The organism is Limnothrix redekei LRLZ20PSL1, assembly GCF_043235035.1.
GTDB lineage: Bacteria > Cyanobacteriota > Cyanobacteriia > CACIAM-69d > CACIAM-69d > CACIAM-69d.
Window position 1 is genome coordinate 45,172 of record NZ_JAZAQF010000034.1, and the last position, 21,596, is coordinate 66,767.

The 21,596-nt window shown below is 55.9% G+C and carries 19 protein-coding genes; 10 read left to right on the forward strand and 9 right to left on the reverse strand.

Annotated features, from left to right (window positions below):
* Window positions 1-59 precede the first annotated feature (59 nt).
* Window positions 60-554 (forward strand): molybdenum cofactor biosynthesis protein MoaE, encoded by a 495-nt coding sequence (locus VPK24_RS06735; protein ID WP_099533336.1) that lies wholly within the window; start codon window positions 60-62, stop codon window positions 552-554.
* A 70-nt stretch (window positions 555-624) separates the two neighbouring features.
* On the opposite strand, the gene opcA is transcribed toward VPK24_RS06735, so the two are convergent.
* The 5 genes from opcA to VPK24_RS06760 all read right to left on the reverse strand — a co-directional run bounded on the left by opcA (window position 625) and on the right by VPK24_RS06760 (window position 6,415).
* Window positions 625-1,938 carry a glucose-6-phosphate dehydrogenase assembly protein OpcA gene (opcA, locus tag VPK24_RS06740; RefSeq protein WP_190525997.1) on the reverse strand — a complete coding sequence of 438 codons (1,314 nt, stop codon included), beginning with the start codon at window positions 1,936-1,938 and terminating at the stop codon, window positions 625-627.
* A gap of 145 nt (window positions 1,939-2,083) precedes the next feature.
* Window positions 2,084-3,613: a glucose-6-phosphate dehydrogenase gene (gene zwf / locus VPK24_RS06745; protein WP_190525995.1), complete on the reverse strand. Its 1,530-nt coding sequence runs from the start codon at window positions 3,611-3,613 to the stop codon at window positions 2,084-2,086.
* A gap of 162 nt (window positions 3,614-3,775) precedes the next feature.
* The gene (fbp, locus tag VPK24_RS06750) at window positions 3,776-4,828 is read right to left on the reverse strand and encodes a class 1 fructose-bisphosphatase (RefSeq protein WP_393011565.1); all 1,053 of its coding nucleotides are present in this window, start codon (window positions 4,826-4,828) and stop codon (window positions 3,776-3,778) included.
* Window positions 4,829-5,231: 403 nt separating this feature from the next.
* Window positions 5,232-5,525 (reverse strand): RNA recognition motif domain-containing protein, encoded by a 294-nt coding sequence (locus VPK24_RS06755; protein ID WP_099533340.1) that lies wholly within the window; start codon window positions 5,523-5,525, stop codon window positions 5,232-5,234.
* 641 nt (window positions 5,526-6,166) lie between these two features.
* Complete coding sequence (locus VPK24_RS06760; protein WP_304441465.1) at window positions 6,167-6,415, reverse strand: hypothetical protein; 249 nt, start codon at window positions 6,413-6,415, stop codon at window positions 6,167-6,169.
* A 36-nt stretch (window positions 6,416-6,451) separates the two neighbouring features.
* Between VPK24_RS06760 and VPK24_RS06765 the strand changes: the two genes are divergently transcribed.
* Window positions 6,452-7,162 (forward strand): LmeA family phospholipid-binding protein, encoded by a 711-nt coding sequence (locus tag VPK24_RS06765; protein WP_393011568.1) that lies wholly within the window; start codon window positions 6,452-6,454, stop codon window positions 7,160-7,162.
* Between the two features lie 128 nt (window positions 7,163-7,290).
* Here VPK24_RS06765 and VPK24_RS06770 read toward each other — a convergent pair whose 3' ends face one another.
* Together VPK24_RS06770 and VPK24_RS06775 are read right to left on the reverse strand one after the other, a co-directional pair.
* A complete protein-coding gene (locus VPK24_RS06770) occupies window positions 7,291-7,584 on the reverse strand; it encodes a P-II family nitrogen regulator (RefSeq protein ID WP_393011570.1) in 294 nt (97 codons plus the stop codon).
* Window positions 7,585-7,631: 47 nt separating this feature from the next.
* Entirely contained in the window at window positions 7,632-8,615 is a 984-nt protein-coding gene (locus tag VPK24_RS06775) for a sodium-dependent bicarbonate transport family permease (protein ID WP_393011572.1), read from the reverse strand.
* Window positions 8,616-8,846: 231 nt separating this feature from the next.
* Here VPK24_RS06775 and VPK24_RS06780 point away from each other — a divergent pair, with 231 nt between their 5' ends.
* From VPK24_RS06780 to pdxA, 3 genes are all read left to right on the forward strand, one after another.
* Window positions 8,847-10,793, forward strand: a complete 1,947-nt coding sequence (locus VPK24_RS06780) for a prolyl oligopeptidase family serine peptidase (protein WP_393011574.1) — start codon at window positions 8,847-8,849, stop codon at window positions 10,791-10,793.
* Window positions 10,794-11,110: 317 nt separating this feature from the next.
* Window positions 11,111-11,926 (forward strand): hypothetical protein, encoded by an 816-nt coding sequence (locus tag VPK24_RS06785; RefSeq protein WP_393011576.1) that lies wholly within the window; start codon window positions 11,111-11,113, stop codon window positions 11,924-11,926.
* On the forward strand, window positions 11,919-12,980 hold the full coding sequence (gene pdxA, locus VPK24_RS06790; RefSeq protein WP_393011578.1) for a 4-hydroxythreonine-4-phosphate dehydrogenase PdxA: 1,062 nt from the start codon (window positions 11,919-11,921) through the stop codon (window positions 12,978-12,980). The genes VPK24_RS06785 and pdxA overlap by 8 nt, the downstream gene beginning before the upstream one ends.
* 32 nt (window positions 12,981-13,012) lie before the next feature.
* Here pdxA and VPK24_RS06795 read toward each other — a convergent pair whose 3' ends face one another.
* On the reverse strand, window positions 13,013-14,308 hold the full coding sequence (locus VPK24_RS06795) for a Glu/Leu/Phe/Val family dehydrogenase (protein ID WP_393011580.1): 1,296 nt from the start codon (window positions 14,306-14,308) through the stop codon (window positions 13,013-13,015).
* 261 nt (window positions 14,309-14,569) lie between these two features.
* Between VPK24_RS06795 and VPK24_RS06800 the strand changes: the two genes are divergently transcribed.
* Window positions 14,570-14,719 carry a hypothetical protein gene (locus tag VPK24_RS06800; protein WP_393011582.1) on the forward strand — a complete coding sequence of 50 codons (150 nt, stop codon included), beginning with the start codon at window positions 14,570-14,572 and terminating at the stop codon, window positions 14,717-14,719.
* Window positions 14,720-14,732: 13 nt separating this feature from the next.
* A complete protein-coding gene (locus tag VPK24_RS06805) occupies window positions 14,733-15,791 on the forward strand; it encodes an agenet domain-containing protein (RefSeq protein ID WP_393011603.1) in 1,059 nt (352 codons plus the stop codon).
* 224 nt (window positions 15,792-16,015) lie between these two features.
* Here VPK24_RS06805 and VPK24_RS06810 read toward each other — a convergent pair whose 3' ends face one another.
* Window positions 16,016-17,620, reverse strand: coding sequence for a glucose-6-phosphate isomerase (locus VPK24_RS06810; protein WP_393011584.1), 1,605 nt, complete (start codon window positions 17,618-17,620; stop codon window positions 16,016-16,018).
* A 203-nt stretch (window positions 17,621-17,823) separates the two neighbouring features.
* Between VPK24_RS06810 and VPK24_RS06815 the strand changes: the two genes are divergently transcribed.
* The 3 genes from VPK24_RS06815 (at window position 17,824) to VPK24_RS06825 (ending at window position 21,524) form a co-directional block, all read left to right on the forward strand.
* The gene (locus VPK24_RS06815; RefSeq protein ID WP_393011586.1) at window positions 17,824-18,966 is read left to right on the forward strand and encodes a GUN4 domain-containing protein; all 1,143 of its coding nucleotides are present in this window, start codon (window positions 17,824-17,826) and stop codon (window positions 18,964-18,966) included.
* A gap of 141 nt (window positions 18,967-19,107) precedes the next feature.
* Window positions 19,108-20,238, forward strand: a complete 1,131-nt coding sequence (locus tag VPK24_RS06820; protein WP_190531602.1) for a branched-chain amino acid ABC transporter permease — start codon at window positions 19,108-19,110, stop codon at window positions 20,236-20,238.
* 107 nt (window positions 20,239-20,345) lie between these two features.
* On the forward strand, window positions 20,346-21,524 hold the full coding sequence (locus VPK24_RS06825) for a DUF58 domain-containing protein (protein WP_393011588.1): 1,179 nt from the start codon (window positions 20,346-20,348) through the stop codon (window positions 21,522-21,524).
* Window positions 21,525-21,596 lie beyond the last annotated feature (72 nt).

Sequence of the window (21,596 nt, forward strand, 5' to 3'; positions counted from 1 at the left end):
CCAAGGCCAGGCGTTAGGATAGCAGGAGTCGCCGTTCCCGATCGAGCCTGATCAGAGCCATGTTGTCCGTGCCGTCTCCCCTTGCCAAAGCCGCGCCCCTGGCCGACTCACGCGACTCCTTCGCCATTACCTTTGCGCCCCTCTCGCTGGACGCGGTATATCGCTTGGCCGATGACCCGGCCAACGGCGCGATCGTGGTGATGAATGGCACTGTGCGCCAAGAAACAGACGGCAAACCCGTGGTGGCCCTGGATTATCAAGCCTACGAACCCATGGCGATCGTCATCTTTCAGCAAATTGCCGCCCAGATTCGCCAGCGCTGGCCCGTGGTGAATCGGGTGGTGATTCACCATCGAATCGGCAAGCTAAAAATTGGCGAAATCAGCGTGCTGGTGGCGATCGGGTCTCCCCATCGATCGGAAGCTTTCGAGGCCTGCCGCTACGCAATCGACCAACTGAAGCACAACGCCCCCATTTGGAAAAAAGAATTTTGGGCCGATGGTTCCAGCAACTGGGTCAGCATCGGCGCTTGCGAACAAACCGGCGACTGTTAGGCCACCGCTAGGCGACCGTGAATCGATCATTGGTCGATCGTTGGTTGATCATTGGTCGGTCTTTTCTGGGCTACCGCAATTGCAGAATTTTGATGGTGACGGCCATGCTTTCTTCATACAGCACCTCCCGTCCCCAACGCTGAAGCTGTTGTGCCATCAGCAATTCTGCCTTTTGGTCGGGCAAAGCCGTCACCTGCTCGGTGCGGGCCGATTGGGCACTGCCCCCCGCCTCCATCCGCATACAGCCCGTCATTTCTGAACAAAGAATCGTGGCACAGTCAGCATTGGGATTGGTGGAAGCCAAACGCAGCCCAATCAAATCCCCCGGAATTTCACCCACATCGGCCGTGGGAATGGCGGCTAATTCTGCTTGGATCGATCGCCCGTCACCGCGTTCAAAATCCACATATACCAAGTCATAGTCACCGCCCGTGGCCCGATAGGCGATCGGCTCCCACCCCAGGCGGCTCGCAAACCACCCGAGGAACATCAACGCTTGAGCCGCGCTGCCTTTTTCGTAATCGATCGAGATTCGATCGACCTCTCCCAGCCACATCCGCCGCTCCGGAGGATCAAACGAAGCCGCCGTCAACTCCTGCCAGAGGGACAACCGGTGCCAATTCAAATCAGCAATGTAGGTTTCCTGATCAATCAGCGACTGAATTTTCAAAAATTCCGCCTCGGGATCGCTGAAGTAAGACGAATCCAAAATCAGGCAATTGGCCGTTTCCGACAGCGCTTGGAACAGGCCCTGCTCAGGATTGGGCGTGGCCTTCCACCAGGCAAACTTCGGCAAATCAGGAATCAACAACGACACCACCAAATCGGAAACCCGCTCCAGGGCCTCCTTGGTTCCGCGCAGCGTGATGTATTCGCAGCAAACCAAATTCCGACTCTTGCTCTTTTGCACGGGGCAATAGGCGGACACTTGGGCAGTTACCCCTTCATCGGGCCCCAGGGTGGGACAAAGGGCAATAATCCGAGAAGGATTTTGCGCCGCGATCGCGTCGCTCACAGTGGCCCCGCGCAAATCTAAATTGGGGGAGCGCGTTTGCCCAAAGCTCACGTGGTCTTCGCGCAAAGCCCGCAGGGTGTCCATGTCCACGCGCCCGGTCGCCCGAAACCCATAGGCCGACTGGGCCAACTTGATGGCATTACGGGTGTCGGGGCCATGCAACCCATCGATCGCCCCCTTATAAAACCCCAGGGAACCCAACAATTGCTGAAACTCCTCCGGCTCATAAACCACCATGCAGAACGTGGCAGCTCTTGTGGCGATCGCCGCATCGCCGGATCCCTGACTCAGCCAAATTTTGTTTAACTCTGCCTCAATTTCCCCGAGCGAAATATCCTTGGGGGTTTGGAGTGTGATGGTTGTGGTCATGGTTTGCCTGCTGAGGGATCTGATTGAAAGATCTGGTTGAGGAATCTGCTTGAGGAATCTGCTTGAGAGCGTTGAACCGTCATTCAACGCCTGATTTCCGAATTGCCGAGTTGCAACACCTGATTTCGGTAACCTCGCGTTCTGCCTAGAGTCGTCGCCAGTGCCGACCATCACGCTCCAGTAATAACTCCGCCTCCACCGGTTCCCAAGTCCCCGCTTCATAGAGCGGAATCGCTTCCGGTCGCGCAGGCGCATCCCACAACTCCAAAACCGGCGTGAGGGCCCGCCAAGAAGCCTCCACTTCGTCATCTCGTGTAAACAGGGACTGATCGCCCAACATACAGTCCATCAGCAGACGACCATAGGCCTCGCCTTGGGATTGGCCAAAGGCACTTTCATAGCGGAAATCCATATCGACCGATCGCGTCTTCAAGGATGCACCCGGCATTTTCACCTCAAAACGCATCGAGATCCCTTCATTCGGCTGAATCCGCATGGCCAACACATTTGGGTTGGTTTGGCGCGCCGCCGACGGAAACATCAACAGCGGCACTTCCTTGAATTGAATGGCCACCTCAGTCACCTTTTTCGGCATCCGTTTGCCCGTGCGCAAATAAAAGGGCACACCTTTCCAGCGCCAGTTATCAATGCATAGCTTGAGGGCCGCATAGGTGGGAGTAGTGGACGTGGGGCTGGCCCCGTCCTCTTCGCGGTAGCCCGGAACCGGCTTGCCACGCATCCAACCACGACTGTATTGGCCCCGAACGGCACAGAGATCCAAATTTTTCAGGTCTGCAAGCCGGGTTGCTTGCAGCACTTTCACCTTTTCGTTACGGATGCTGTCCGCATCAAGGGAGTTGGGCGGCTCCATGGCCGTGAGGCAAAACAGTTGCATTAGGTGGTTTTGCACCATATCCCGCAGGGCCCCGGAAGTTTCGTAGTATCCGGCGCGTCCCTCCAGCCCCACAGTTTCCGCCACAGTGATTTGCACACAGTCCACAAACTGCCGGTTCCAGAGGGGTTCAAAGATGGCGTTGGCAAATCGAAACACCAACAGGTTTTGAACGGTTTCTTTGCCGAGGTAGTGGTCAATCCGATAAACCTGTTTTTCGGAGCAGACGGCCTGCACGACGCGGTTGAGCTGTTGGGCGGTGGCAAAGTCGCGACCAAAGGGTTTTTCGATCACGAGACGTTGCTTGTCGGGATCGGCGAGCATCCCGGCGGCCCCCAGTTGCTGGATAGCTTCCCCAAAAAATTTGGGCGCTACGGACAGGTAAAAGACCCGGTTGCCCCGAGTGCCCCGGAGTTCGTCCAGCTCTCCGAGGAAGGTTTTGAGCGTTTGATAGTCTTCGGGTACGTCAATGTTGGCGGGCCAATAGAACAAGCCTTTGGCGAAGTCTTCCCACAGGTCGTCGCTTTGGGTTCCGCCACCAAATTCTTCGATGCCTTCGCGCAGGTGTTCGCGGAAGAAGTCGTGACTCCATTCCCGGCGGGCAACTCCGACGATGGTAAGTTCGGGGGGCAGTCGCCGCTCTAGTTTCATTTGGTAGAGGGCGGGTACCAGTTTGCGCTGGGTGAGGTCACCGGAGGCCCCAAAGATAATCAGGATTTGGGGTTCGGGGATGCGTTCTTGCTGAAGACCAACGCGCAGGGGATTTTCTTGGAAGGTCAGCATTGGGGAAGTGGGATCTGAAAGGGGCGATCGAGGCTAAAGATCGAGGCTGAATGAGGAAGGGGGTTGGGCAGGGAAATCGATGATCACGGGTAGCGGAGAAAAGGCCGAGGATCGATCGCCCGGATAGGGTGTTTGCGGGCCGTTCGTCTCGATCGTCGGGGGTTAGCCCGATCCCCGCTGTAGCAAAGATTCCACTCGGTTGACTTCTTCGGAACTGCCAATAATCAAGGGCGATCGGGCATGGAGGCGATCGGGAATCAGATCCATGATCGGTTTCTGGCCATCGCTGGCCTGACCACCCGCTTGCTCAATCAAAAAGGCGAGGGGAGCCGCCTCATACAGCAAACGCAGCTTGCCCTGAGGTTTTTGGCGGGTTCCTGGGTAAAGAAACACGCCCCCTTGAAACAGAATGCGGTGCAGGTCGGCCACTAAGGCTCCGCTGTAGCGGGAGGAATAGCCGCCCACCTCTCGAAAGTATTGAATACAGGCTTGGGTGGCTGGCTCCCATTGGCCAAAGTTGCCTTCATTGACGCTGTAGAGTTTGCCGCTGGGGGGAATTTTCAGGTTTTCGTGGCTGAGGATAAATTCTCCAAGGCTGGGATCGAGGGTGAAGGCATGGACTCCGCGCCCGATCGAGTAAACCAGCATGGTGCTGGGGCCATAGAGAATGTAGCCAGCGGCCAGTTGCTTGTGACCCGATTGCAGCAGGTCGGCGGCTTCACCCGTCTCGTCGTTGCCTTCCTGCTGGCGAATGGCGAAGATGGATCCCACATTGAGATCAATGTCAATGTTGGAGGAACCGTCGATCGGGTCATAGAGCAGGGTATAGCGACCGATCGGGCAATTTTCGGGAATGTAATAGGGACGCTCCATTTCCTCGGAAGCCAAGCGACAAACCAAGCCACTTTGCTTAAACACCGAGATAAAAACATCGTTGGCGTAGAGATCCATCTTTTTGACGGCCTCGCCTTGGACGTTGGTGCTGCCCGTGAAGCCCAGCGCATCTTCCATCAAACCCGATCGGCTCAGATGGCGAGCGATGAGCTTGCCCGCCAAGGCAATTCGGTTCATTAGGGCGCTGAGATCTTGGGCATCGGAGCCAAAACTTTGCAGTTGTTGCAGCACATGGCGACCCAGCGTGGTGCAATCTCGATCGAGCGATCGCTCCTGGGTCACGACATAACTGGCGGAATCAACACTGGCAGCATCAGCCATCTCAGAACCTCTCGTGACTGACGACGGAACGACAACGGAACATTGCCCCCGGGGGTCATGCCTTCAGTGTAGGAACCGATTTCCGAAAAGCTGGGGTGTTTTTAGAGAAACTTCATTAGTTCGTCGTAGTTCGTCGTAGTCCTTTGCAGTCCGTCGCAATTGACCGATGAATGGTTCGCTGCGCCCGTTTGTTGGTGTCCTGGCAAGCATTCAACAAACTTTTAATCGTCCAACCAATCGCTCAAGACCCAGCAATATCCAAAAACGAAAGGGGCCAAGTCTCGTAGACTGACCCCTTTTCCAGAAGAGTATTGCTATTTCAGCGGAACCAAAACCTTGGTTCCCCGATCGGGCAATTCTGAACTAGGCAGACTGTTTTCCGCCGCGCTCCATCTTTGAAGACTTAGAACGCGTTGTGGAAAAACGAGCGCCCACCGCCACCACCGGAGCGAGGCTCCTTAGGACGAGCCTTATTGGCACGGATTTGGCGGCCCATCCATTCTGCTCCATCGAGTTCTTTGATGGCGTGCTCTTCGGCCTGGTCGCTTTCAAGATCGATGAAGGCGAAACCGCGAATTCGGTTCACTTCGCGGTCGATCGGCAGGGTGATACGCTTAACAACGCCATACTCCGAGAAAACTTCTTGGAGATCCTGCTCGGTAGCGTCGTAAGAAAGATTGCCAACGTAAATCGTCATTTGAGTCCGGAACGGTAAAACAAGCGCGTGAAGTCTTCAGTTCAATTTGTCTCATGAGAACTTGGGTTAGCGGACTGGGACACAGTTCCACAAACTAAATTCCCACGCGGTGCTAGGCCCCAAGTCTATTGAGATTGTGCCCGATCGCGATCGCGCTCAAAACAAAAGGAGCTGAAAGAACATCACCATGATAGCGCCCTAAAGGGGTACTACTGGCGTAAACTTGGGAGTTTATTTTGCAATCCGGGGTAAGTCAGGGGTTGGCAGCGGGTAAATGGCTTGGATTTGGGGGCAAATTGCCCCTTCGCGATCGTTACCAATCGTTGACGACCCTTCACCCCCAATTGTCCGGATCCTCGGTGGCCGTGGGCGATCGCCCCGTTGCTTCCCGCCCGGCCCTCAGCCTCGATCCTCCGGGGATCTCTATCTATCTATATAAAGATCCCCGATGGATAAGGATCCCCAATAGCCCAGGAACCCTCAGCGGGATTCCACCCATTTAGCCTTGGGCTTTGGCTTCTCAGGTGCAGACGTTGACGACGGGTTCAGGAATGCGCTGACTCAAATTCACTGACTCAAATTCACTGACTCAAATTCACTGACTCAAATTCACTGACTCAAATTCGCTGACTTGAAACCATTTACTCGATCGAGATTGACTGAGGGCCACCGCTGGGGCTGCTGGGTGCAGACTCCGTGGAGCCATTGGGGCGATCGCTCCCCAACTGTTGCTCCAACCAGCTCTTAATCGGATCCTGATTCAGATCCAGGCGCAACAGGCCGGAAGCCAGTCCACCCAAGAAGCTCACGGGCTGTTTGAGGCCTTCTTCAACAAGGGGTTTGAGTTCTTCTAGGAACATAGGGCCGGACACACCGTTTACAAATTGCAAGAATTGCTGTCCAGTGTATCAAGAGGTTTTCGGTTGATGGGTAGTGGGAATCAAGAGTCGATCGCCCCAAGCAACTCCAGCACGGGCAGCCGCCTCATCACCTCCCTGGTTGCGCCAGCGGTCAAACTCTGGCTGCGATCCCAGGTGGAAGCCGCTACTGAAATCACCGTGCGGCTGGATGGACGCGATCGAGAAATTCTCGCGGGCCGCCTGCCCCAAGCCCAGATCAACGCCGAATCCGTGATCTATCAGGGCTTGCACCTAAGCCATCTCAACCTGCAAGCCACCGATATTGCCGTCAATTTGGGGCAAGTGCTGCGCGGCAAGCCCCTAAAGCTACTGCAGCCCATTCCTGTCAGTGCGGAATTAAAACTTTTTGCCCCCGACTTGGCAGCCTCTTTGGCGGCTCCCCTGCTGGCCCCGGCGTTGGCGGACTTCCTGGCTCCGCTGTTGGCCCTTTGGGGGCGACCCGTCACCTTCGAGCAACCCCAAGCCACCCTATCCGGGGGGCAATTAATTTTGTCAGGGGCGATCGAGCAGCAACCGGTGCAACTCTGCCTGGGGTTGGAATTGGTTGACCCCCAAACCTTGCAACTCTGCAATCCCCAGTGGCTGAACCAGGCAGGTGAGCCGATCGCCCAAGGATCCTCCGTGCGCCTACCCTTAGGCGAAGACGTGGCCATCAACAGCTTGTCGATCGAACCGGAAGGACTCCAATGCACCGGTACTTTGCTAGTGCGCCCCTGATCGGTCTATTTATACAAGTCGTCTAGATAGATAGATCCAGTTAGCCAGGCCCAATAGCAACTTCGACTCGATCCAGTTGGTCAAACAGGGAGGTAGACCCCATCCAGCGGATCTAGCTGCATCGGAATTTAGTGAATCACCAAAGCCGCATCACTGACCAAGCAAAGCCCCCCAACTCGCTTCAAAATCGGGCGAATTAGCTTCACCAACTGATCCAATTGGGTCACATCCTGGCAAGTGGTCAAAATATAGCAATTGCCAAATTCCCGGCCTAAATCATTGCTGAACTCTCCCCGATCACCCTTTCCCGAAGCATCACGAATTACCGTATAACCCGGAAATTTCAGGCCATCCAGCATTTCCAAAATTTCCTCTAGCTCCAAAGAGCTAACAATAATTTCCACACGTTTTGTTAATTGCATATCAACCTACTCGCAAACAAGCCAATCCATGAACTCCAAAAACACCCCTACAGACCCAGAATTTTTTCCAGTTCTAAATACAGCGGAATTCCCACAATAATGTTGAATGGGAACGTCAAAGCCAGCGCCATCGAAACATATAAACTCGGATTTGCTTCCGGAACCGTCATCCGCATTGCTGCCGGAACTGCAATATAAGAAGCACTGGCGCAAAGCACCGCAAACAATAGCCCATTGCCTTCACCGATACCCAGCAGCTTGGCAATCACAATCCCCAACACCGCATTCAGCAGCGGCACAATCACCGAAAAGCCAATTAAAAATAATCCTGTTTTTTTCAGATCTCGAATTCGTTTGGCGGCAATGATGCCCATATCCATCAGGAAAAACGTCAGCACACCATAGAAGATGCCCTGCGTAAAGGGTTCTAGTTTGTGCCAACCGCTGGGGCCGCTCAGCATTCCAATAATCACGCTGCCCACCAGCAGCAGCACAGAGCTATTCAAAAAGGCTTCTCGCAGCACTTCACCCCAAGCAAAGGGATGATCGGGATCGTCCTTATCATCTTTGGCATCAAAAATTCGCACCAAAATTAGGCCGATGATAATGGCGGGTGATTCCATTAATGCCAAAGCTGCCACCATGTAGCCGCCATAGCTAATGTGCAGTTGATCCAAAAAAGAACTAGCCGTAATAAAAGTCACGGCGCTGATGGAACCGTAGGTGGCCGCAATGGCAGCCGCGTTTGGTGGATCCAGGCGAATTCTTAAGATAAAAAATGTGTAAATTGGAACCAAAGAAGCCATCGCGATCGAAGCGAGCAGCGTGCCAGCCACCTGCTGAGTAATACCGCTTTCTAGTAGCTCATAGCCCCCTTTAAACCCGATCGCCACCAATAGATAGAGCGAAAATAGCTTGGGCAGTGGTGCAGGAATTTCCAAATCTGATTTACAGAAAACGGCCAACATTCCCAAGAAAAAGAACAAAATGGGAGGATTGAGAATATTGGAAAGAATCAGTCCACTATCCATCGGCTATCCAGGGCAAAAACTAGAAAGGGATAAATTCCAACCTAGCCCAGGTTTAGGGTTAGGTAAACCTCTGAAACTAATTAAGATTATTCTTCATAATTATTCACTATTATTCGCTTTCACTGATGAAGACTCTCCGCCACAGGTGTCACGGTTCCCCTTGCTTGCGACAGGATCAAGGCTGGATGATTATGAGAAATTGTTTAGAAATTGTTGGTTGTAGTGGGTTCTATGCCTCAAATTGCGCCCTACGGGACTTGGAAATCGCCGATTACTTCCGAAGCGATCGTGGCGGGAACGATCGGGCTGGGCGGTGGCCGTGCGGAAGGCGAAACGTTGTATTGGAGTGAATCGCGGCCGGCTGAGGGCGGACGTGTGGCGATTGTGGCCCGATCGCCCGAGGGCCAAACCCAAGATGTGATTGCGGCTCCTTGGAACGCTCGCAGTCGGGTGCATGAGTATGGTGGCGGCGCTTGGACAGTCGATCGGGGCTGGATTTATTTTGTGAACTTTGCCGATCAGCGACTGTATCGCACCCGGCCGGGCCAGGAGCCGATCGCCCTCACGCCTGAACAACCCTGGCGCTATGCGGATTTTGTGGTGGATGCCCAGCGCGATCGGGTGATTGGCATCCGCGAAGATCACAGCCAGCCCGATCAGGAGCCAGTGAACGAGTTAGTGGCGATCGCCCTGGATGGATCGCAACAGGTGAGCCTATTGGCAACGGGTTGGGACTTTTACGCCTCGCCGGCCCTCAGTCCCGATGGGTCGCAGTTGGCTTGGTTAACTTGGAACCATCCCAATTTGCCTTGGGACAGCACCACTCTGTGGGTGGCGGAGATTGCCGATGATGGCTCCCTGCAAAATTCCCAGATCGTGGCCGGCGGGGCCGAAGAATCCGTGTTTCAGCCCAGTTGGTCGCCCGACGGCCAATTGTATTTTGTGAGCGATCGCTCCGGTTGGTGGAATTTATATCGCCAGGAATCGGACGGCCAGGCGCGGCATCTTTGCCCCATGGAGGCAGAATTTGGCTTGCCTCAGTGGGTTTTTGGGATGACCACCTATGGGTTTGTGGATGCGGAAACCCTTGTTTGTGCCTATACCCAAAATGGTCTGTGGCAATTGGCAAAATTAGCTCTTGCCGATGAAAAACTAACGGTCATTAACCAGCCCTATACTTCAATTTCTGATCCCTTTGTGGCACAGGATTTTGTCATTTTTGGGGGTGGTTCGGCCGTTAAATCAGGAGCGATCGTGCGACTGGATTTGGCAACGGAAACGATCGAGGTTTTAAAAACCAGCAGCACTTTAGAAATTGATTCGGGCTATTTGTCGGAACCGCAATCAATCGCATTTCCCACCACGGGCGATCGAGAAGCCTATGCCCTCTTGTATTTGCCGAGAAATCGTGATTTCCAAGCACCGGAAGGCGAAAAGCCGCCGTTGAAAGTCAAGATTCACGGCGGCCCCACGTCCCAAACTTCCAGTAGTTTGAATTTGTCGATTCAATATTGGACGAGTCGCGGCTTTGCAGTGTTGGATGTGAACTATGGCGGCAGCACGGGCTATGGCCGCGCTTACCATTGCCGGTTGGATGGCCAATGGGGGCTGGTGGATGTGGATGATTGCGTGAATGGTGCGCAATATTTGGTCGATCGGGGATTGGTGGACGGTGATCGCTTGACCATTGCCGGGGGCAGCGCCGGGGGCTACACAACCCTGGCCGCGTTGGCTTTTCGCGACCAGTTCAAGGCCGGAGCCAGCTACTACGGCGTGAGCGATTTGGAAGCCCTGGCCCGCGATACCCACAAGTTCGAGGCCCGCTACCTCGATCGACTGATTGGCCCCTACCCGGAGCGCCAGGATATCTACATTGATCGATCGCCCATTCATCACATCGATCGGCTCAATTGCCCCGTGGCCTTTTTCCAGGGACTTGAAGATAAAATTGTGCCGCCTAACCAAGCAGAAATGATGGTGAATGCGCTTCAGGAAAAGGGAATTCCGGTGGCCTACGTGCCCTTTGAAGGGGAGCAGCACGGATTCCGCAAGGCAGAAAATATCCGTCGCGCTCTGGACGGAGAATTCTATTTTTATGCCAAGGTTTTTGGCTTTGAACCGGCGGAGGCGATCGACCCGATCGAAATTGCTAATTTGGGTGACTCGATGGGTGACTAAGCTTCCCAATCAGACAAAAATCGGGGACTGTTGCCATGTCCTAAATGTAAGCGGAAATCGCTAGTAATCGATTCTCCAATCGTCTTAACAAGGGGCTTAAGCCCCTTGTCTCTTGGGTCTCTTGTTCCTCGTGATCTCGAAACACCAGCATCAAGGTTTTAGGCAATCTAGCAACAATTCCTCAAGCATTTTGGATAGCCTAAAGAACTCCAGTCAAAGGATCAGAGTGCTTTTCGGTTAGCCAAAGGGCGATCGCCCCAATGGCGGTTATTAACCCCACAGAAAAATGGGTGCGCTAGCATGGGCAAAAACATCCTATGTTGCACCCAATTTCGTTGGCGCGATCGAAAACAGCCGATCGCATCACGGCCGCCGACTGGCTCGCTTACTTCCAACAAAATCACAGCCAATTGTTGCCGATTAATTGGCAGCAAACTGGGGGCTTCACCCCCCAAGAACAAAAACGGTTTCGCCAATCGATCGCAATTTTCCAGTTGGGGGAAAGTTCCGAGGGCCATCGGTTGATGCGAACGGTGCGGGCTTGGGTTGACCAAGGAGCGGATCCCGTTTGGGTGGATGTGTTCAAGTGGTTTGTGCGAGAAGAACAGCGCCACGCGGCGGACTTGGGGCGACTGCTCGATCGCGAACAGCTTCCCCGCCTGCGACACCACTGGGCCGACGCGGCTTTTCGGTGGCTGCGGGGGGGCATGAATTGGGAATTGGCGCTGGCAATGTTGTTAACGGCGGAGGTGATGGGGTTGTTGTATGCCCGGGCATTGCAGGGGGCCACAGCCCACCTGATCGCCCAAGCGGTTGCATGGCAAATTGAGTGGGACGAAAGTCAACATTTGCAAATGCAAGGTCAGTTATTGACCCAATTGCGCCAGGGTCGATCGCCCCTGCATCAAAGGTTGACCCATATGGCCCATCGTTGGTTTTTGACCCTGACCCTAGGAGCCGTGTGGTTAGATCATCGGCCGGTGTTTCGGGCAGCGGGCTGGACGTTTCGGTCTTTTGCCCAAGCGGCCAGGGCCGAACTCAACCAGGCGATCGACCCGAGGCCCTTGGCAATGCCGCGCCCCATCGTTCACCCCCTCTCTCGACAACAACGCTCCAGATCCCAAGATGATTAGACTAGCTATTTCCATTGGCGACCCGGCGGGCATTGGGCCGGAAGTCGTGCTGAAGGCGCTGGCGGATCCGGCGGTGGCGGCTTTGCGGCCGGTGCTGGTGGGCAGCCGATCGATTCTCAGCCGCACCTATGCGCAACTTCAGCCGCGCAGTTCCCAGCCGATCGCTGATCCGGCCAAATTGAGGATTCTGGATATTCCGATCGACCCGCTGTTAGAGCGATCGATTCATTGGGGGGTTGAAAATGCGGCCGCCGGAGCTGCCAGCTTCACTTGGCTCGATGCGGCCTTGGCGGCCACGGCGGCCGGCCGGTTTGCGGGAGTGGTCACCGCACCGATCAGCAAAGCCGCCTGGCATTCAGCGGGCCACGCCTTCCCTGGACAAACGGAGGTTTGTGCCGAACGGGCCGGGGTCGATCGGTTTGGGATGGCCTTTGTGGGTCGATCGCCCCAAACCGGTTGGAAACTTTGCGCCCTCCTGGCCACCACTCACATTCCCCTGCATCAGGTTCCTGTGGTGCTCACGGCAGAACTGCTCGATCGCAAGCTGGATTTGCTGGTCACCATGCTCGATCGAGACTTGGGGATCACGCATCCCACCATCGCGATCGCCGGCTTGAATCCCCACAGCGGCGAAGGGGGACAACTAGGCACTGAGGAGCGCGATTGGCTGATTCCCTGGTTGGCCCAAGCACGCAATCGCTACCCCAACGCCACCCTGCGCGGCCCCATTCCCCCAGACACCATGTGGGTGACAGCGGGCCAAGCTTGGTTTGGGCCTACCCTTCCAGCCGGGTTGCCCGATGCCTACTTAGCGCTTTATCACGACCAAGGATTGATTCCCGTGAAGCTGATGGCCTTCGATCGCGCCGTCAACACCACAATCGGCCTGCCCTTTGTGCGCACCTCCCCCGACCACGGCACGGCCTTTGACATTGCTGGCCAAGGGATCGCCAACCCTGCCAGCATGATTGAAGCGATTCATTGGGCGATCGAACTCACGGAAACCCGCAACCAATGGCGCGATCGGGTCGTGGCCGCTGCCCACCGGGAATGACCCCGGCTGTTGAACTTGGCTGAAATTGGAACTTAGGCTTTGGCCTGTGCGTAATAGTCGCGTGTGCCCTTCACCTCGATCGCTGCCCGCAGGCGATCGAGCGCATGGACATAGGCCGCCGTTCGCAGGGACAAATCCAGCGATTGGGCGAGCTGCCAAATCCGCTCCGTTTCGCGGGTCATCCGTTCCGCCAACCGCTGTTCCACCTCCGCCGCCGACCAATACAAACCGCTCCGATTTTGCACCCATTCAAAGTAGCTAACGGTCACGCCGCCTGCATTGGTCAAAATGTCCGGCAAGACATAAATTCCCTTTTGATTCAGGAGGCGATCGGCTTCAAAGGTAATCGGCCCGTTCGCCACTTCAAAGATCAGTTTGGCCTGAATTTGATCGGCGTTTTCCGGTGTAATTTGATTTTCCAGCGCCGCCGGAATTAACACATCAACGGGCAGTTCCAAGAGTGCTTCATTGGTAATCAATTGATGATCTGCCATGTTGCAAACCGTGCCATGGCAGTAAAGGGCCTCCATACCGCGTCCCGCTTCCTTGTTTTGGCGAATGGCAGGAATATCTAACCCCGCCGGAGCATAGATTCCGCCTTTGGAATCGCTGACCGCCACCACTCGGTAGCCCGCACGATAGATTTGTTCCGCCAAAAAGCTGCCCGCATTGCCAAACCCTTGAATCGCAACGGTGGTTTCGGCCGGTGGGCGATCGAACTTGGGCAAAATGGTTTGCATCACAAAAAAAGCTCCCATGGCCGTGGCCGTTTCTCGGCCCGCACTGCCACCCAGGGCGATCGGCTTGCCCGTCACCACCGCCGGACAGGACTTGCGCTGAATGATGTTGTAGCGATCCATCATCCAACCCATAATCGTGGCGTTGGTGTAAACATCGGGGGCCAAAATATCCACATCAGGCCCAATAAAATCCGCGATTGCATCAATATAGCCGCGCGTTAAACGCTCCAACTCCAATCGCGAAAGCTGCTTAGGATTAACCGTAATTCCACCCTTGCCACCGCCAAAGGGTAAATCCAACACTGCACATTTAAAGGTCATCCAAAATGCTAAGGACGTGACCTCATCCAAGGACACTTGAGGATGATAGCGAACCCCACCTTTTGCAGGGCCGCGCGTATCGTCATAGCGAACTCGATAGCCCTGAAAAACCTGTAACGATCCATCATCCATCCGCACGGGAATTGAAACTTGCAGACTGGCTTTTGGATGCTTTAAATGTTCGATCGCATCTTCCGAAATGGCGATATGCTTCAGGGCCAAATCGAGATTTTGGCGCGCACCCACAAACAGCGATTGGCTTTCCATGCTTCGGGTCGTTCCTTGAAGGTAGTTGGAGCAACCTTCCTGTTTAAATTGTAGTCTTTGTTACGGTTTGCCCGCTAGCCACAAGGTTCCAGCAAAAAACAGGCAGGAACCAGGCAGGGATCAAGTCAAGCTCAAGTAAAGGTCACGTGGGAATCGAGCCAAATTCTGAAAACCAGGGCGATCGCTCGGTGGCCGGGATCATCCTCTGGCAACCCAAAACCGAACAGGGCCCGTGGTCAGATCCCAAACGCCAGGATTAAGATGGGCCTGATGTGCGGAGGATGGCTCGATCGCGCCCCAATTGCTCCCCAATTGCGCCACCCGATCGCGATTGTCCTGAGTGCAAGGGCGGCCAAGAGCCGTTCGATCGAACCTAATCGTAGTCTCATCCTCTCCACAGCATCCTCCTAGAATGCCCTTGACCATGGAATGGAATCTCGAAACAACTTGGATCTTTGCGGTGGGTTTGCTGGAGTGGCAAGACTCAGAAGCCTTCGCCCCTTTTCCGGATGCTGTTCCCAATCGATCGGACGCGCAGTTAGTGGAATTTTTCCGCAACCAAGGTGTGCCTAAATCCCAAATTATTTATCTTCAGGATCGTCAAGCCACCCTCTCCGCCATTCAATCTCAACTGCCGAATTTTTTGGCCAGCACCGATGAAAATGCCCTCTTAATGCTCTACTTTGCTGGTCATGGCGGCTGGGATTCCGAATCGGGAGAACATTATTTTTACAACTATGATGCCGATGCGGAAGATACGGAAACCTATTGGAAAGTGTCCAGCATTTTTGATGATATTGAAGAAAACTTCAATGGTTCCCATGTCCTGCTGATGGCGGACTGTTGCTTCTCTGGGGGACTGATTGATGAAGCCAAACGGCGGGAAAGCGAAATTGCTTACGCTTGTGTGACCTCTGCCTATGCCCACAACACTTCAACGGGCGCTTGGACTTTTACGGCTTCTTTGCTGAAGGGATTACAAGGAGATCCCACGGTTGATTTGGATGAAGATCGGGTGATTACGCTCTATGATTTTGCCCGCTACACGGAATTGGAAGTGGCGTTCATTGAAGATCAAAAATCAATGTTTTTCACAACCAACGATTTCGATCCCCAAATGCAACTGTCACGAGTTACCGATCAATTCGATCCCCAATTGGGTCGCCGGGTGGAGGTGGAATATGAGGAGGATTGGTATCGGGCAAAAATTGTGGAGGTAAGCGATTCAGACGGCGATCCGCAATACCGAGTGCAATACGTGGTGGATCAGTCAGAAGAGTGGGTCACGCCCGATCGCATCCGTCCCTATGAACCGGTGATGTATGACCTGGGAGCGGCGGTGGAGGTGCAGGATGAGGCGGGCGATTGGTATCCCGCAACGATCAAAAAGGCTTGGTATGGCCTGCACCACATCAGCTATGACGATTACGACGAAACTTGGGATGAGTGGGTGGGGCCCGATCGCCTGCGAGAACCGGAATAGGTCAGCGGGGGCGCATGGTTGCATCGAGCCAAATTGGGAATCGATCGCCCAAAAAATCGGGGTAGGTTTGCATCTACCCCGACTCGCTTTTGAACATTAGTTGGACATTAGTTGGGTATTAGTTGGACATTGGTTTGGGCATTAATTTGAACAGGGAAATGGTTGAATTGCGATTGAATTCCGACAACCGCAAACTCAGCAATGGATCAAAATTTCCCAAACACCTATTTCCAAGACACCTTCAGGCTGGCCGGTTGTCCAGGATTACCCACCAGCACCGGGCCGCGCCCATTGGCCGCCAAGTGCCGCAGGATCCAATAGATTGTTTCCACCTGCTCGATCGCCCCCACCTGCGTTGCCAACTCCGCAATCAACAGGGGTTCTCCCGCATCTTGCAAGACCGACACCAGCCGCTTTTGCAGGGTCAAGATGTTGGCGGCGGCTTTTTTGCCGGCCTCAACGCCCGGTTGGTGATAGGCATTGATGTTCACCAAGGAGGCATAGAAGCTCACGGCCCGTTCGTAGAGCGCAATCAGGGCCCCCACAATGCGCTCGCTGACGCGGGGAACCGTAATGGTGATTGACTCTCGATCGTTGTCGTAGAGCGCTTGGCGCGTGCCTTGCAATAGCCCACTGAGGTAGTCGCCGGACTCGATCGCCCCGTCTTCCACCACCACGCCCGAGCCGCCATCTTCCAACACTTCAATCAGGGTGGCGAAAAAGTTGGGAACCCCTTCGCGCAACTGCTGCACATAGGCATGTTGGTCGGTGCTGCCCTTGTTGCCATACACGGCAATGCCCTGATAAACCAAGTTGCCATCCAGGTCGCGTTCCTTGCCCAAGGATTCCATCACCAACTGCTGGAGATAGCGCGAAAACAGCAGTAGCCGGTCTTTGTAAGGCAAAACCACCATGTCCTTTTCGCCCTTGCCTCGGCCCACGTAATACCAGCAAAGGGCCAACAGGGCGGCGGGGTTGGTTTTCAGGCTACGGTCTCGGGTAGCCTGATCCATCATTTGCGCGCCCAAGAGCATTTCTCGAATTTGGATCCCTTGGAGCGCTGCTGGCAACAGCCCCACCGCCGACAGTTCCGAGGTTCGGCCACCGACCCAATCAAACATCGGGAATCGATCGAGCCAACCTTCCGCGATCGCCCGTTGATCCAAGGCGCTGCCCTCACAGGTAATGGCCACAAAGTTGCGGTGATAGGGCAAACCGGCTTGGCCAAATTCCGCTTGAATTTCCACCATGCCGTTGCGGGTTTCGGGTGTGCCGCCGGACTTGGAGATGATTAGCACCAGGGTTGTGGCCAGGCGATCGCGCAGGGGGGAGCCGCTCGTGCTCTTGGACAGAATTCGATCGATGCCGTCGGGGTCGGTGTTGTCCACAAAGTGAATAGCCAAGGGCGGCTGATTGGGAGCCAAGGCCTCCGCCACGAACTGCGGCCCCAGGGCCGAACCGCCAATCCCGATCGACAATACATCGGTAAAGGGCTGACCATTGGCCGTGAGCTGACCGTTGTGGATGGCCGCCGTGAAGGTTTCGAGGCGGTCAAGGGTGTTGATGATGTCGTCTCGCAATTCCGGTGTTGGGGCCAAGTCCGGTTGCCGCAGCCAATAGTGACCCACCATCCGTTGTTCGTCGGGATTGGCGATCGCCCCCGATTCCAGGGCGGTCATGTCCTCAAACGCTTTGGCCAACTTGGGCTGCATCTGAGCCACAAATGCATCATCAAACCGCATCCGGCTCACGTCCAGATACAGCCCCAAGCCCTCGTGATAGTAGAGCCAGTCTTGGTAACGCTGCCACAATGACGCAGTGCCGGTCATAAACACTCCTTCTTATCGTCTTTTTATCTTCCCGATCGCGCCTTGAGTGTAGCCCAGCTCCCACCCCCGATCACGGTAGCGATTGCATCAGACACCGGCTCTCCTGCATCTGTGGCCGAGGGCACAGTTCCCGACAGTGCCAAACGGCTGAGTAGAATAGGGACGGCAGTAGCATCCCCCTGCCCTCACCCCCCTTTTGACCCATGGCTGCTGTGCGCTGTCCCATCTGTTCCACCGAGTTGTCAGACACCGAAGTGCTTTGCCCAACCTGTGGTTGGGATAATTCCCCGTTACCGGAGGCGCTGGTGGGCACGGGGAGCGATCGGGCAACCATTGCCCTGTTGCGGGCCCGCGACCAGGTGCGCACCACTTGGGCCCGGGAGTTTTGGCAGCGATTAAATTTGGATGCCAAGTTAAACCACATTGAAGGCCAACTGAAACGGGCCCGCCAGGAGCGATCGCACCTGTATTTGGAACTAACACAACTACAAGAATCGCAAAAACTGCTGCTCCAAACCCTTTCGCCGGAATGGCTGGAAACGTTGCAACAGCTTCAGGGTCAGCTCCAGCAACAGATTCAAGCCCTGAAACAGGGCGCGGGGCCCCAAAGGTCACCACAGACAGGATCGCCCCAGGCGGGATCCCAGGGACAATCCCATTCGATCGAGTCAGGATCCGATCCCTTACCGTTTGACTTGGGTCCCTTGGACACGGCCGCCCTACAGGACGCAGGCAATGCAAGTTCGGCAGTCCATTCTGCCCCGCCCTTGGCAAATCCCGATCGCAACGAAAACCCTTTCCACTTGCCAGAGCATCGCCCCCCCGCCCCTATGCCGCCGGCCCACGGGCTGCCCACGGAGGAGGAGGTGACCATTTTGCAGTTTGTGATGCCTTCGCCGGGGCCAACTCCGGCCCCGGTCGATCGCTACGGGCGGCTGTCCCAGTTGTTGGAAGCGCAAAAGTGGCTGGAGGCCGATCGAGAAACCACTCGAATCATGCTGAAGGTGGTGGGCCGCGAGGGGGCCAGTTGGTTGCGGGTGGAAGATATTGAGCAATTTCCCAAGGGCGATCTAACCGAGATCGATCGCCTCTGGACAATCCACAGCAACAATCACTTTGGTTTCCGTATTCAATACGACATTTGGCTAGAGGTCACCAGCCAAACGGCCAGCCCCGTGGAGGCTTGGTGTCGGTTTGGCGATCGCCTGGGTTGGACCAGCCAAAAGAGCCGTAACTTCAGCCTCAGCGCCCCGGCGGGCCATTTGCCTTACTGCTCTGCCGTGGGGGTTTGGTGGTGTTCGGGTCTGTTTCCTCAGGTGGTGAATGCGGCCTTGGGCAGCGCCTAAGCCAACCCTTGCCCGCCAGGCTAAACCAGCGCCTAAATCAGCACCTAAACCAATGACTAAACCATCGATCCATCAGCTCCCTGCCCTACAATGGGGCGTGAAATTTGGGCTATTCCTACGCTGAGGCTCGATCGCGCCCCCATGATTGCTTACCTCACCTCACTGATTATCTTTTCAGGCATCTTTGCCCTCTTTGGTCTGGGTCTGAATTTGCAATGGGGTCTCACGGGCTTAATTAATTTTGGCCATGTGGCCTTCATGACCATTGGGGCCTACACCACCATTCTGCTGTCGCTTCAGGGTTGGCCGATTGTGCTGGCGGTGGCGATCGGGGCGGGGTTGGCGGCTCTGCTGGGCCTGTTGGTGGGCATTTCCACCCTGCGCCTGCGGGAAGATTACCTGGCGATCGTCACGATCGGGGTGTCGGAGGTGGTGCGGCTGGTGGCTTTGAATGAAGAGTGGCTGACCCGAGGCGCAAGGGGCGTTTATGGCTACCCGCTGCCCTTGGCCCAAGTGCCGGACGCACCTTGGGTGGCTCCGGTGGCGATCGCCCTTTGGACGGGCATCTTTGGGGCGGCGGGTTGGTCTCTGTGGCGCTGGTTCCGGCAGGCTTTGCGATCGCGCCAACAGGCCGCCCAAGGGCAAGTCACCGGCACAACCCAACAGCCCCCCTCCAAGGGTCGCCTGGTGTTGGGTGGCATCTCGGCCCTATTGGGGCTGCTGCTCTATGGCTGTGGGGCGATCGCCCTTTGGGATTTCAACTACAAAGGCGGCTTGATGTTGCTGGTGGTGGCCGTCTTGGGTCTGGTCTATTGGCAACTGGAACAACTGGGCCGATCGCCCTGGGGCCGAGTGCTCAAGGCAATCCGCGAAGACGAAGAAATCGCGCGGGCCTTGGGCAAAAACGTGTTTTGGTACAAACTGCAATCCCTGATGTTGGGCGGCGCGATCGCGGGGGTCGCCGGTTCCTTCTATGCCTGGAATCTCACTTTCATTAACCCCGATGGCTTCATTCCGCTGATGACCTTCCAAGCTTGGACAATCGTGGTTTTGGGCGGTGCGGGCAACAATGCGGGTACGCTGTTGGGTTCTGTCCTGTTTTGGGGATACACCACCCTCACCCGGTTTGTGTTGCCGGCCCTGTTGCCCTTGGATGATGCCCGCTTGGGCGCTTTCCGGTTGATGGTCATTGGGCTGATTTTGGTGGTGTTGATGATGTGGCGGCCCCAGGGCATTTTGGGCAAAAAGGAAGAGCTGACCCTCGGCCAATAGGCGGCTCTGGCGATCCGGGGCGATCGCCCTATGATGGGTTAATCAACAGTGCAAGTGATCTCCAGAGTCCAAGCTGCGATCGCAAGGCCCTGATCCCCCTTTCAATCATGTTCAAACTGCTGGCAACGGTGCGCCACCGCTGGGTTATGTGGCTGATGGGCTGGGAGACCCGTTTGGTGAGTCCTTCGTTTCAGGGGGCCTTGCTGGGCGCGATCGCCCTGTTTCTGTTTGGGGCGGCCACCAACGCCATGGCCGGCTGGCTCTACGTGATGAGTGGGGTGCTGTTGGCGCTGATGTTGGTGGCGGCGGTGCTGACGGCGCGATCGCTCGGGGGCCTGAGCGCCAACCGATCGCCCATTCAACCGATCAGCGTTGATGATTTGGCCGTGGTGGAATGCCGGATCACCAACCATGCCCGATCGGCCCGCTCTCTGTTGCAATGGGTCGATCGGCCACCGGCCCCCCTGCCCGTTGCCAGCGGCTCGATCGCCCTGATTCCCGCCCAAGGCAGCATCACCATCCAAGCCCAATTTCGGGCCCAGCGGCGCGGCATCTACCGTTGGCCGAATCTCACCTTGCGATCGGGTGCGCCCTTCGGCCTGTTTTGGCGACAACAGCCGATCACCGCACCGGCCAAACTGGTGGTTTACCCTCGAGTTTGGCCCCTGGCCCAATGCCCGATCGTGGATTGGATGGGCGAAGGGGATGCCCAAAACGCAGCGGGCGATCGCGCCTTACGTTTGGGAACCGAAGGCCTCACCCGCTCCCTGCGGCCCTACCGTTGGGGCGACTCCACCCGGCTCATTCATTGGCGCAGCAGTGCCCGGTTTGGGGAGCTTCAGGTGCGGGAATTGGAAACCGCCGCCACAGGGCCCGATTTGATTGTGGCCCTCGACAGTGCGATCGCCTGGGATCCCGAAGATTTTGAGCAGGCCGTGGAAGCGGCCGCCTCCATGTATGTCTATGCCAGCCGCTGTTACCTCGATCCCTTCCTCTGGACGGCGGCCACCGGGCTGGTGCGAGGGCGACAGGTGGTGTTGGAAACCCTGGCAGGAACCCAAGCCGGGGAGCTAGCTGAACATGAACCGCCTTCCCGGGCCGTGCTGTGGCTCACTTCAGCGGTCGATCGGGTCAGTCAATTGCCCGATCGCAGCCGTTGGTTGTTGTGGTTACCCCCCGGCCGTGAGTTGGCGGGCGGCCTGCTCGGTCGCCAGGCTCAAGGCCGCGTCATCTCTCGCGATCGCCCAATTCCTGAGCAATTGCAGGCCGGCAACCATCCGCTTTAACTCAACGGTTTTCGCTCAACGGTTTTCGCTCAACAGTTCGCATCGTTGACCCTTGATTGGGCGTACGGCCGT